The following is a 12,478-nucleotide window of genomic DNA, read 5'->3' as shown; positions in this document are numbered from 1 at the left end:
ATTGAAAGCATTTTTTTCTACATTATGTTTTCAATCAGTGGAAAAAAGCAAGAAGAACATTCAATATTCAGGTTATTGAAAATAATTTCAATAAGGGAATTCCCCTCCTCTATTTGATAGGAAATTCCCTGTATATCTTATAAACCTTTTACTCTAAATCCTTTATAATGTGTGTGGCTACCATTCACATTCGAAAAACCAATTTGGCCAAATAGATATGGATTTTCTGTATCTGTATATTCTAGTGCTACTTGATCATCCACAAAAATTTTATAGTGTTTTCCTTTTGCTTCTATCTTTAAAGTGTATTCTTTTCCAACTTTCCAGACATAATCAGACGATGCTAGTTTACGATACCCATTATCATTTTTATAAAGTGATAGTTGGTTATTTGGTGCAAACCCTACTGCATACGAGCGGATACCACCTTGAACTCGATAATTTAAATAATGATCATTTCCGAGCATAGGCTTAACAGTGGCTTCAAATTCATAGTTTTCCCAATTGAGATCACCCGTATATGCCTCTGCTTGTTCACCATAATAACTTCCACTTAGGTATCCATCTTCTAATGTCCAAATTCCTCGAAGGTATGTAAACTGACTTACTTCAATGTGTAATCCATTCCATACTTCCAATCTTTCATTCTCAAAATCAATTTCATAGTTAGGCTTTCCTGAGAATCTAAAGTCATCAACATACGCGATTAAGGAAGGCAGTGCACCTAGTCTTCTTTCCTCTTGCACTGGAATCAATTCAATACCCGCTTCTTCGATGCATACTCCTTTTAAGGAAGGGATATCAAACACTAAATGGTCCCAACTTCCTTCTGTTAGTTGAACTTTATCTCCATAATATCTTAGATTCGTATTACGATCTTTGACGTATAGCCTACCTTTCACATCATTTATTTCCCCTATAGGAATCTTCACATAACATTCAATTGTTTGACCTGGATAAAGGATTGGTGAAAAGCTAGGATCATATCTACTATCATTAAAATCTTCTGGCGTATAGTATGTTTTTACAAATGTACGATAGCCATTTCCTCCATTACTATAATCAAACATTACTTTTAAAGAACGGTCACCTGTATGTGCTTCTTCTGTCGTGTTTTCAATGACACCCGTTACTTGTTCTCGAGCATCACATTCCACTCGAAAGGCATGTGTAGATGTTGGGTATTCAAAGTGGAAAACTCGATTTTTATTTTCGATTAGATTAGCCCACTTTTCTGGTGCTTGGACACCTGCAATTTTATAACCAAGTTTTGAAATGTATGAGGCACCCCAAGGGATATCCTGAATATTTAATGTACCGATTACACTTGAACAGCATAGGAAATCATTGATTGGAGTAATCCACTTTTGATTAATTCCGTTAATGCCATTCATTACACCCAAGATACAGCCAACATTACCGACATTACAATCTGTGTCCCAGCCACACATATTACAAATATTAATCGTTTTTGAAAAATCCCCTTGCCCATATAGCATGGATAAAATGATAACTGCAGAGTTTGGAATGATATGACAGTTTCCTGGGTATTTGTCATATCCATAGTTTTCATATACAAATTGGAAGCAGTCTCGCCAATTCTCAGGGTGTTCATGATAAAACCTGATTAGATCTCTTGTTACCTCAGCATATTCGCAATCTGCTGGAATCACAGCCAAGCCAGCTTCGATAATTTTTTCAATGTCATTTTCGACAAATGCTTCAGCAATACATGCAGCAATAAACATACCACCATATTTTCCATTGCCATCGTGCGAAACAGATGCTATTTTTTCAGCATACTCGGCAGCTAATGTAGGATTACCAGGTGCAATTAATCCCCACACATCAATGAAGATTTGACCACCAATTTGCTCTGCAACTGCATGACCATTTTGTTCAATGGAACCAGAACGAGGAGCCATAATCCCATTTTTTATATTCAAATAAGCCGTATGTTCGGTTGACTTCCCGTATCCACCCCACCAGTAAAAGCCATGGCCATCTGGCGCATAATTCAACCATGTTAGCCCCATATGTTCAGGTGTAATCTCACTTGTATGCGTATAATCTTCTAACGAACGTAAAAAGAATAATGGACCATTCGTATCATCATCTGCTGCAAAGTTTTTAAATTCATGGAGATACCCAGTGACTTCACCAAAAGCCTTGTTTATTCTCTCGTAGGTCCATCCTTCAATATTTCCCCCATGTCTAACACCTATAACTTTCCCAAGCCAGCCTGCATACACTCTTTCTACGTAATCGTTTGCAAATACATCTAACGATTGCTTGCTAAAACTATTTTTCTTCTCAGTAATAGACATTGATATTCCTCCTCTTTTCCATAAAAAATTATCCTTTGACACTACCTTCCGCAATACCTTCGATGAAACGGCGCTGTAGAATAACAAAAATAATGGTTATTGGCAATATCGTGATTACCCCAGCAGCTGATAACATTGACCAATCTGAGGTAAATCTACCCGTAAAGGCTAAGTACTTTGTAGCAACTGTTTTTAACTCCTCTGATTGAATAAACGCATTGGCAAAGAAAAATTCATTCCACGTCCATAATCCAACAAGAAGAACAACCGTTAAAAATGCCGGACTCGCTAATGGAAGCATGATCCGATAAATCACCTGAAATTCATTACATCCATCAATTCGAGCGCTATCCAATAACTCATTAGGAATCGCTACAAAGAAAGAACGTAATAAGAAAATATTAAATGGTAGAAAAATAGCTGAATAGATCAGAATGAGCCCTATCAAACTATCCATTAAATTAAGCTGTTTCCAAATGAAAAATAATGGAACAAGGAACAATCCGACAGGAACAGATAGAATGAATAAAAGGATTCCCATAATCGCACTTGATCCTTTAAATTGGAGCTTTGATAATGCATAGGCAGCAAAGCCAGCACTCACCGAAATAATCACAATACAGGCTATACCAACGATAAGACTATTGATGAACGCTTCCCCGTAACCCCCCCTCTCCCAAGCATCCACGATATTTTGGAACTCTAATCTAGTAGGAATTCCAAATGGGTTTACTTGAAACTCATCTTTTGGTTTTAACGCATTACTAAATAACAGAAAAAGTGGTGCAGCGGTTAGAGCAGCTATGATAATTAGGGGGATATGCCTCCAGTCTAAGAACTTTTTCATTACACATCCCACCCCTTTTTCTTCAAATAGCCAAATCCAACAATTACTAGAATACTAAAGAGACCCATAGTTAAAGCAACGGCACTTGCATACCCTGGTTGTTGGCCATAAATTGCTAGGTCATACATATATGTGGCAATTAATTCAGATGCGTTACCAGGTCCACCTTGTGTCATAACAAATACATAATCAAAGGCAGCAAATGACCAAATAATCAACAACATATAGATTAAAACAAGAGTTGGTCGCAATTGTGGTAAAACAACATGGAAGAAGATTTGAAGTTTATTGGCGCCTTCAACAAGTGCGGCCTCTTCCAAACTTTTATCAATTTGTTGTAAAGCGACTAAGAATAAAACAACTAGAAAACCATAGAAATGCCAACCATCCGCTAGAGCAACGGAGAACAGTGCATATTTCCCGTCTTCCAGCCATGGTAATGCAAGCCAATCCAGTCCCCACTCTTCAAATTTCACATTCAGGCCAACATATGGGTTATACATCCACAACCATATTTTCGCTGTTACAACAGTAGCAACAATATAAGGAATAAATACAATCATTCTATAAAACATTTTCCCGAATTTCACTTTACTAATTAAGAGAGCAACACTTAATGAAAGGATTACAGGGACGGTTAGAAAGAATCCCATCCATTTCACATTGTTTAACAGAGCAGCAAAGAAAACATGATCGGAAAATAGGCGAATAAAGTTCTCAAACCCAATAAATTCAGGATTCGCGATACCATTCCAATCGGTGAACGCTAACCATAAGGTTCCAACAAGTGGCCCTCCTACTACAAGAAGTAAAAGTACTAGAGTAGGAGATAATAGAATCCAAGGTAGAATCGTTTGTTTCCATTTTCTCTTGTTACTTTTCCTTACGGTCTTTGTAGATGTGACGGCTGAAACCTCCATTGATCCTCACACTCCTTTACAGAAAAAGGGGACAATGATCATGTAGTCCCCTTTTACTATTATTTACTCATTAAAATTAAAGAGCAGACCTTCTTCTTCATCTTTCTCAGCCTGTTTCTGAGCATTTTTTAAATACTCTTCGACAGATAATTGATCAAGGAACACACTATCAATGTTGTCCCATAAATAGTACTCAACATTTGGACCCCAATATGTCCAAGATGCAAATCCAGTATTCCCTTTTTCAAGTGAAGCATCAAGTTCTTTATGAACATTTGTCACAATCGGATCTACACCTTCAACCGCCTCAATGCCTTTGTTCGGATAGAAGTAACCTTGTTTAAACATAATGGTTCCAACTTCATCACTGAATAACCAGTCAATAAATTCCGCAGCTTCATCAGGATGTTTCGTGTCTGCATTAATACCAACGTTCTCACCCAACGCTAATGGTAAAGTTGGTTCAACTCCATCTCTCCAACCCGGCATCACAAAGAAATCAACCTCGAAGTCAACTGGTTCTGTCGTAAAGTTTGCGTTTGCCCAGGTTCCTTCCATTTTCATTGCTGCTTTTTGGTTTCGGAATAATGTCCAAGCATCGTCACCAGAAATAGCGTGCGATTTTTTCTCATTGATATAGCCTTTTTGCCAAACGTCCTTCCAAATCGTTGTCGCTTCTTGAACGAGATCACTTGTCCATGGAACCTCATTACTTAATACTTTCTTAAATTCCTCTTTACCCAAATATGAGTTGTAAACAACTGAAAGCCACCATTCATTTGCTGGTCTGAAGTCCGTTGTTCCAAATGCAAATGGGATTACCCCAGCGTTTGCGATATCTTCATTTAACTGTAAGAATTCATCTAAATTTTTTGGTTCCTCCCAACCATGTTGTTCAAATAAATCTTTGTTATACCAGACTACTAATGATTCATATTGGCCAGGTAGACTATACAGTTTGTCCTCAACGATCCCTGTATCATATGCCCACTCAAAATAGCGATCTGACCAGCCATATTTCGCAGCATAATCATCAAGTGGCAATAAATAATCAGATTTAGCAAATTGAACGACTTGTGTTGGACCATCCACAAGGACGATATCTGGTCCCGCACCAGCAGCTAATTGTTGTCTTACTAATGAAACAGGATCTTCATTTTGTACCCATTTAATTTTGATGTTTGGATGTTCCTTTTCGAATGCTCCAATCACTTCCTCCTCAATCACTTTCTTTTGAACATCATTCTCTGGAGTATGACTCATATAAACAAGCTCAACCGCATCGCTATCGCCTGTCCCATTACTAGAGTCACTATTACAAGCAGTTAATAGAATAGTAACTATCAAGATAAGACTCATAGCTAAAAACTTTGCCTCCTTCATACTCTTCCCCCTTAAAAATTTATGAAAACGTTTACTATTTAAATTATCAAGCTTTTCTAATAATTTGTATACCACACAAATCTGCACAATTTCATGTACAAATATGACATAATGGAAATTCTATTCATTTAATTAAATAGAACATTTCGCTTTAGTTCTCTTTATTAACAAATAAAATAGTGATAGAAAAAACAAAGTCGATTAATTTTCGACTATTTTCAAATACTTTTTATTTTTAGATAGACTTATCGTTTCTAGAGAACGAATGTTCTATACTATATTAAAGTGTATGGGGGTGACGTTTGTTGAGACCCATTTTAACAAAAGATATTCATGGCGAGAGTTTTAGAGATTTCAATTGGCTAAAGGAAGAATTACAAGCATTGTGCAGAGAAAATGGAATCGGTGCTTCTGGTTCAAAAATTGATATTACTGATAGGGTTGAAACCTTTCTTCGAACAGGAGAGATAAAAAAACCTACCAGAAAAAAAATAAAAAGATAGGAATCACAATCAAATATAAGTCTAGATACAGTCATTACGGAGAACCACCGTTGTAGTCAAGATGTGAGGTTTTTTTAAAAGAAGGTTATCCCAAAATTTCATTTTTCTACATATATTTAAAACTATTTTAAAAACAACGTAGGGAAAACGTATCGAGACGTTGTAGATGCTTGGTATGAGGAAGAAGAGCGAAAGAAAGCCCCCTCCTACAAAAAGAACATTGCACCTAAATTCGAATACAATCAATTCATTCGTGACTTTTTTGAAGACCCGAAAAATCAAGGCAAAAGACGCGAAGAAGCGATTGAAGCCTGGAATGAAATTAAGAAACGTCCTGGAAGCAACAAATATAAAACAATCGATCACACATAGGTCATGTTAACATTTCTACTGTATAGTGATTTGACATTCTCCAAGCAGAAACCAGCATTTGTTTGATACGTTCATCAAATGCTATTTGTTTATCTGTTGCAAGCCAAGAAACCAGCGAAGTGCTTATCTACGTATTTAGTAAGTCTCGTTAGTGGGGAATTGTCCTTTTAGCACTTCAAACCCCTATCGACACTTCTTTGAAACGTATTTTTTGTCTTCTATTAATTTCTGGAGTTCTTCCGTACTTTTCTTTTGTTCCGTTGAGCCATGCCTTGACTGCTTCTTTGTAATTTCCTTGTATGAAATCTGATTCGTATTACTCCATTTCTTCCAAGGAACTTTATCGTATTTATGGTGCTGGTAATACTTCCATGGATGGATACTACCCGGCGCAAAATTATACGTGCCCATGTTTACCGGATCGTTAATGATTTGACCTGTTTCAGCATTATAGACAACTTCAAAGCGACCATCTGATGATATAAACTTCACATTATATGCGGCGTCATATTCGTTTACTTCATACCGGTGGTATCTAGCACTGAATAGCTGCCATTTGCCACATGCCACTAGTTCAATCATTTCCGCTAAAAGCTCAGGTGCCTCTCCATATCGATTCAATTCGTTGCGAAAATAATGAATCTCTTCTGTGATGTAAGGAAGTTGTTTGACATGGTGATCAAATGTCTCAACAAACAGATTAAATTGTTTATGTCCGTTAAGAAGCTTTTCATTTCCCACCAAATCAGCCATCATTTTTGTTACGACTGCATGTGATGCAATTCCTTTAGATGAATCAAATCTATACCATTTTTTATGCTCAGATTGTATCTGATCATATTGCTCTGAGAGTTCAGTAAAGTATTCCTCCGATAAAAAATCAGCCTCGACCAGTACAGGCATACTTGGATATACTAAGTCTTTCATTAGTTGATGGTACCCAGATATCGACACTAATAACAGGAAAAAAAGAAGGAGATAAACCGTTTTTTGCAACCGATTTTTGATAACTATGATAATTTTTCGAACCTCCTCTTATCCCGCTTTCAATCATTCGTTCTTTAACCAATAAAATCTTTTTTATATCGTATAGCTAGATAGACTGCTGAGGCAAGGAAGGCAAGCGAATATTTAAATAAGAAGAATATTTGCCACATATATTCTTTCGGGAAAATCACGTCGCACAAAACGATTCCACTTAACATTATGAACGCACTTTTTAATTTTATTTGATTTGTTCTTTCGTCAGCTTCTCCCATTTTTTTCTGTAATACGTATGATAGAATCCCACCGACAAAAACCAATAAAAAACCGCTAACAATAAGAATGTTCCAATTACCTTGTGATTGCTCAGCCCAAGATCTTAATGGATCAAAAATTGCGTTAGATATATTTGACATATTAATTTTCATTTTGATCATTTCCTTTCTCATAAGTAAAAATATCGTTAACATCAACATTAAAAAATTCGGCAATTCGAAAAGCTAACAATAGAGTCGGAACATAATTACCTTTTTCCATTACAAAGATGGTTTGTTTGGAAACTCCAACTTTCTCTGCTAATTCTTGCTGAGACATTCTGGCGAGTACACGATATTCATACACCTTATTTGAGATCGAATCACCAAAATCTTTCTTCATGACCATCACCTCTTGAATCAAATTATAAACTTAGATTTACCAAAAGTAAAGTAAACTTATACAAAAATATAAAATGTTTATATTTTAATTTAGATTACTTTGATTTAATAAAAGCAAGAATACAAAAAACCTGACGGAAATCATGATTCCGTCAGGTTCACAGGTCGATCCGGAGTAATTTGGGGTTTGGTGGTCCAGTGGATGATAATATTCATTTTTCCTGACTTTATTTCCAGTAGGAAAACAAAATTATATCCATATTAACAATCTATATCTTCTCCGGCGCGCCACATATCAAGTGTTTTATGGATAAATTGTTCCAAGCCCGTATCTTCAACCTTTATCGATTTTTTTACGCGTATGCAGCCTTTTCCATAATTATAGCCCGCTAATAGGGATTCTGCATTTTCTACCTTATCTATTGTACCTACATAGAGGCTGACATAATGTTTTTGCGCGTTTAACGCTAAGACATAGTTGTCATCTTTACCATAATTCAACATTTTATAGCGAATCACTTCTTCTAACTCGGGTGCATAATCCAAAATCATTTCACGAATCGCGAGCAGTTTCTCTTTTCGCCAATCGTCCTCAAGTAATGCTAAATATTCATCAGAATTCTTAACATCGTATTGCATATTAGAGTCTCACTCCTGCATGTTCAATTTACTGATAGTTTACAGGAAATTTGCTAACTATGCATCTTCAAGGTGTTAGGTTGCAATATCAATAAGAAAGAGACACCTCATAACCAATAAATTAGTTAAAAGATGCCCCCAAGTTTATAATCCGTATAATTTGCGATTTATCATCATGGTTGAAACTACAATCTATTTATGTGGCTTCAAAGTAACGATTTTACTGCGCTCAATTACACCGACATTATTGTACTCAATGTAGGCAAAATATGTTTTTCCATTTGCTAGATTTCTGACATGGGCACCATTGAGTTAAAATTGCAATTTTACTACGATATATTTCACTCTATTATAGTAGTTAAATATCCTAATACCTCATCTATATCCTTACTAGATATTTGATGATGTGTGACCATTCGCACCTTCTTAGGTCCTATTTTCTTTACGAGGATATTAACCGATTTCAATTTATTAACTAATTGGTCCGCATTCCAACCTTCTTTTACAATCTCAATAGATACGATGTTTGTTTGGAACTGTTCAGAAGTCAATTTAATTCCTTGAATAGCAGATAAACCATCACTTAATTTTCTTGCTAGCTGGTGGTCATTTTTCATTTGACCAGTCATTTTTGTAAGTGCGATGATCCCCGGTGCTGCAATGATTCCAGCTTGTCGCATTCCTCCGCCCAATCGTTGGCGGATTTTTTTAGCTTCTCGAATAAATGATTTTGATCCCAACAATATAGACCCTACTGGACAGCCTAATCCCTTTGTTAAACAAATTTGTACAGCATCTACATATTTACATATAACAGAAGCTTGCACGTTAAGGTAGGCAGCGGCATTAAAGAGTCTAGCGCCATCTAAGTAGATTGGAACCCCGTAAGCATTAGCCAACTCCCTTATTTCCTTCATATTTTCAAGGGGAACTACTGATCCTTCATTTAAGTTATAAGTGTTTTCCAAACAAATTAATCCCGTTTTCGCAATTTGAATACCATTAGGTTGAATCGATTCTTCTATTCCATTTAAATCGTATAGCCCCTGTTTTACAGAAACACTACGAGCTTGAACTTGTGAGAGTGCCGCTAACCCTGCTACCTCAAGATTATACAAATGTGACTCCTTCCCCATAATCACTTCTTGGCCTCTCTCTGTCATAGTCATTACTGCAACTTGGTTTGCCATGGTCCCTGAAATGGTTAGCATAGCATCCTCCATATCAAATATGGAAGATGCTAGCCTTTCTAGTTCAATTACTGTTGGATCTTCCCCAAGAATAGCATCGCCTAGTTTCGCTTTTGTTATCGCGTCCAACATTTCTTGGGTTGGCATAGTTTCAGCATCACTCCGTAAATCTATATGTTTCACTGACTTTCTCCTTTGTAATTATAATTGAATTTCGTTGTTTACCTCAGTTTGTGCAGCTTTATCTTTTCCAAAGATTTTATTCACGATCATTCCAATTGCTCCATCCCCAACTACGTTTGTAGCAGTTCCAAAACTATCCTGAATCATAAATAAAGTGAGCATCAGGCCCAATGCTGCCTCATCAAATCCAAGCGAAGACTGTAATATTCCTAACGCAGCTAGGACGGAGCCTCCTGGAACTCCTACAGCACCAACCTCGATAATTCCTAATAAAATTATAAATGTGACTACAACTCCTATTGGTGGTAATTGCCCCGTGGTCATCTGAGAAACTGTAAATGCACTAATTGTAATCGCCATTGCAGCACCAGATAAGTGGACTGTATTACATAAAGGAATGACAAAGTCGGCAATGCTTTTCTTCATATATGGTACTGTTTTGGCCTGTTTTAAAGCTACTGGTAATGTAGCCGCACTTGACATCGTTCCCAATGCTGTAAAATAAGCAGGAATCATCGCCTTGAACATTTTCCAAGGGTTGTTTCTTGAAATTACTCCAGCTACTGTGTACTCAATAAGCAACCACACAATTTGCAAGACTATAATTAGGATGAGCATTTTCCCAAAAATCCCTATACTAGAAAACAACTCTCCTTTTGCAGTAATCCCAGCGAATATACATCCAATAAAGAAAGGAAGAATTGGGAGTATTATTTTATTTATACAGAGCGTAACAATGTCTCTTAATTCACTAATTGCATTCTTAATCGTTACCCCTTTTACCACAGTACTTCCAATACCCAGGATAAAAGCAATTAATAACGCACTCATGACACTCATGATTGGAGTCATCTCAATCTCAATAAAAGGCGCTCCAATTGAAGCTGCTTCTGCCCCTGACTTTGAGTCAATTGCAAAGAGGGGAATAACAAAATAAGCGACTACTGCTCCCAATGCACACGCAATGATGGTATCAATATAGGAAATTCCAACCGTAAAACTTAATAGTCTTCCAGCCCTTTTTCCAAACTCTGAAATTGCAGCAGCGACAAACGAAATGATAATAAGAGGGATAATAAATTTTATTAATCCACCTAATAAAACCCTACCTGTTTCGGTCAATCGAATCATCCAGTCGATGTCCAACAACCCAATTCCAATACCAATCAATAAACCAAGGATTAACTTCGGAATAAGTCCTAACTTCGGCAATCGTTTTTCCTCCTTCAATATCTTTTTATATTCAGTATCAAACAGATACTATGAACCGGTTAGAAACTGTTAACCTTGTTACATATTTATAAGTCTACGAAACTAGGCCAACCAAAAAAGCTGTTGAACAGAAACTGGCTATAATACTAAAATTGGTTGTCCATTTAATAAATTATTGTATGTATGTGCTTACGCTATTATAATCAGGTGTTGATACTTTTCATAAACTTCAGATTATTCAAGTGAGCAATTTACTGATGTGCAGCGTCTTTTGTGCCCATATTTGTAAATCAAATAACAGGACGGTTCAAGTGTTTTCTTATTTTTTTCTTATTGCAAATTCAGTAAATCAGTACAAAAAAAACGGAAGTCATCATAAACTTCCGCAATTTCAAAACGTTACTTATATTTGGCCTAGATCATGCATCCATCCTTAACTGTTACTTGTGGATTAACAGATCTTTCCCTTCGATAAATGGAGGAAATATAGTTGGATGTAGAATGCTTGCAATCTTATTGAGTCCGAGCAATAATCTTGGAGATGGTCTGCAAAATAATGGTTCTTCTAAAATATACAATTGCTTATTTTGTATCGCCTGCATTTTATCTGATTGTGGACGTTTTAAAATGACTTTAGGGTTCACTTTGTCTTTTTGAACACCTACCCAGATGATGCACATCACATCAGGATTTCTTCGTCTAACTTCTTCCCAATTTGTGTGTACACTCGCTTGTTCCATATCTTGAAAAATATTTCTCCCACCTGCAAGCTCACTCATTTCAGATAACCAATTTGTCGCCCCAGGTGTAAAAATCGGCTTTGCCCACCATTCCCAATAGATTGATTTCTGATTATCTACTTGCTTCGATAAACGTTGATAGCTTTCAAGAATTTGTTTATATTTATCAAATAATTGGGTCGCTTTTTCAAAAACATTGGTTGCTTTTCCCACAAAAAGTAAGCTTTCTCCTACCTCTAGTAAACTTTCTGGGTTTGGAACAATGACATAAGGAAGGTTTCTCTTCTTCAGTTCTTCAATATTTCGTTCCATCCCAGGTACACTTAAAGATGCTAACACTAGGTCTGGCTGTAGCTCTTCTACTTTATCCATGTCGATATGTAAATCAGGACCCAATCTCGGTAATGTTTTCACCTGTTCAGGCCAATCTGAGTAATTATCTACTCCTATTAAGAATTTAGTTAATCCAAGATATTCAACTATTTCCGTATTACTTGGACAAATAGAGATGAGTCTCATGAG

The 12,478-nt window shown here is 36.4% G+C and carries 11 protein-coding genes and 2 pseudogenes; 1 reads left to right on the top strand and 12 read right to left on the bottom strand.

Annotated features, from left to right (window positions below; all coding sequences use genetic code 11):
• Positions 1–137: 137 nt before the first annotated feature.
• The 4 genes from ACR65M_RS08320 to ACR65M_RS08305 form a co-directional block, all read right to left on the bottom strand.
• Positions 138–2,327: an ADP-ribosylglycohydrolase family protein gene (locus tag ACR65M_RS08320; RefSeq protein ID WP_440273090.1), complete on the bottom strand. Its 2,190-nt coding sequence runs from the start codon at positions 2,325–2,327 to the stop codon at positions 138–140.
• A 28-nt stretch (positions 2,328–2,355) separates the two neighbouring features.
• A complete protein-coding gene (locus ACR65M_RS08315; protein ID WP_440273089.1) occupies positions 2,356–3,174 on the bottom strand; it encodes a carbohydrate ABC transporter permease in 819 nt (272 codons plus the stop codon).
• Positions 3,174–4,094 carry a carbohydrate ABC transporter permease gene (locus ACR65M_RS08310; RefSeq protein ID WP_121445923.1) on the bottom strand — a complete coding sequence of 307 codons (921 nt, stop codon included), beginning with the start codon at positions 4,092–4,094 and terminating at the stop codon, positions 3,174–3,176. Before ACR65M_RS08310 ends, ACR65M_RS08315 begins: the two co-directional genes overlap by 1 nt.
• A 63-nt stretch (positions 4,095–4,157) precedes the next feature.
• Entirely contained in the window at positions 4,158–5,477 is a 1,320-nt protein-coding gene (locus ACR65M_RS08305; protein WP_440273088.1) for an ABC transporter substrate-binding protein, read from the bottom strand.
• A 305-nt stretch (positions 5,478–5,782) separates the two neighbouring features.
• Here ACR65M_RS08305 and ACR65M_RS08300 point away from each other — a divergent pair.
• A pseudogene (locus ACR65M_RS08300) lies at positions 5,783–6,352 on the top strand (DUF6434 domain-containing protein).
• 1 nt (position 6,353) lies between these two features.
• Here ACR65M_RS08300 and ACR65M_RS08295 read toward each other — a convergent pair.
• The 8 genes and pseudogenes from ACR65M_RS08295 to ACR65M_RS08260 form a co-directional block, all read right to left on the bottom strand.
• Positions 6,354–6,492: pseudogene (locus tag ACR65M_RS08295) on the bottom strand (IS1595 family transposase); the annotation flags it as partial.
• 43 nt (positions 6,493–6,535) lie between these two features.
• Positions 6,536–7,348, bottom strand: coding sequence for a hypothetical protein (locus tag ACR65M_RS08290; RefSeq protein ID WP_440273087.1), 813 nt, complete (start codon positions 7,346–7,348; stop codon positions 6,536–6,538).
• 65 nt (positions 7,349–7,413) lie between these two features.
• Complete coding sequence (locus ACR65M_RS08285) at positions 7,414–7,764, bottom strand: DUF2178 domain-containing protein (RefSeq protein WP_341331366.1); 351 nt, start codon at positions 7,762–7,764, stop codon at positions 7,414–7,416.
• The gene (locus ACR65M_RS08280; protein WP_121445920.1) at positions 7,754–7,993 is read right to left on the bottom strand and encodes a helix-turn-helix domain-containing protein; all 240 of its coding nucleotides are present in this window, start codon (positions 7,991–7,993) and stop codon (positions 7,754–7,756) included. Before ACR65M_RS08280 ends, ACR65M_RS08285 begins: the two co-directional genes overlap by 11 nt.
• A gap of 260 nt (positions 7,994–8,253) precedes the next feature.
• Complete coding sequence (locus ACR65M_RS08275) at positions 8,254–8,631, bottom strand: iron chaperone (protein ID WP_440273086.1); 378 nt, start codon at positions 8,629–8,631, stop codon at positions 8,254–8,256.
• A gap of 341 nt (positions 8,632–8,972) precedes the next feature.
• The gene (locus ACR65M_RS08270) at positions 8,973–10,004 is read right to left on the bottom strand and encodes a threonine aldolase family protein (RefSeq protein WP_341331364.1); all 1,032 of its coding nucleotides are present in this window, start codon (positions 10,002–10,004) and stop codon (positions 8,973–8,975) included.
• Positions 10,005–10,022: 18 nt separating this feature from the next.
• Entirely contained in the window at positions 10,023–11,216 is a 1,194-nt protein-coding gene (locus ACR65M_RS08265) for a cation:dicarboxylate symporter family transporter (protein WP_341331363.1), read from the bottom strand.
• Between the two features lie 440 nt (positions 11,217–11,656).
• Complete coding sequence (locus ACR65M_RS08260) at positions 11,657–12,475, bottom strand: cobalamin-binding protein (protein WP_440273085.1); 819 nt, start codon at positions 12,473–12,475, stop codon at positions 11,657–11,659.
• Positions 12,476–12,478 lie beyond the last annotated feature (3 nt).

The organism is Ferdinandcohnia sp. SAFN-114 (assembly GCF_059415045.1).
This window is presented reverse-complemented; position numbering and strand designations above follow the sequence as displayed.

Coding starts and splice junctions, on each gene's coding strand:
- ACR65M_RS08320 (WP_440273090.1), bottom strand. CDS start 2,327: ATGTCTATTACTGAGAAGAAAAATAGTTTTAGCAAGCAATCGTTAGAT.
- ACR65M_RS08315 (WP_440273089.1), bottom strand. CDS start 3,174: ATGAAAAAGTTCTTAGACTGGAGGCATATCCCCCTAATTATCATAGCT.
- ACR65M_RS08310 (WP_121445923.1), bottom strand. CDS start 4,094: ATGGAGGTTTCAGCCGTCACATCTACAAAGACCGTAAGGAAAAGTAAC.
- ACR65M_RS08305 (WP_440273088.1), bottom strand. CDS start 5,477: ATGAAGGAGGCAAAGTTTTTAGCTATGAGTCTTATCTTGATAGTTACT.
- ACR65M_RS08285 (WP_341331366.1), bottom strand. CDS start 7,764: ATGAAAATTAATATGTCAAATATATCTAACGCAATTTTTGATCCATTA.
- ACR65M_RS08280 (WP_121445920.1), bottom strand. CDS start 7,993: ATGAAGAAAGATTTTGGTGATTCGATCTCAAATAAGGTGTATGAATAT.
- ACR65M_RS08275 (WP_440273086.1), bottom strand. CDS start 8,631: ATGCAATACGATGTTAAGAATTCTGATGAATATTTAGCATTACTTGAG.
- ACR65M_RS08260 (WP_440273085.1), bottom strand. CDS start 12,475: ATGAGACTCATCTCTATTTGTCCAAGTAATACGGAAATAGTTGAATAT.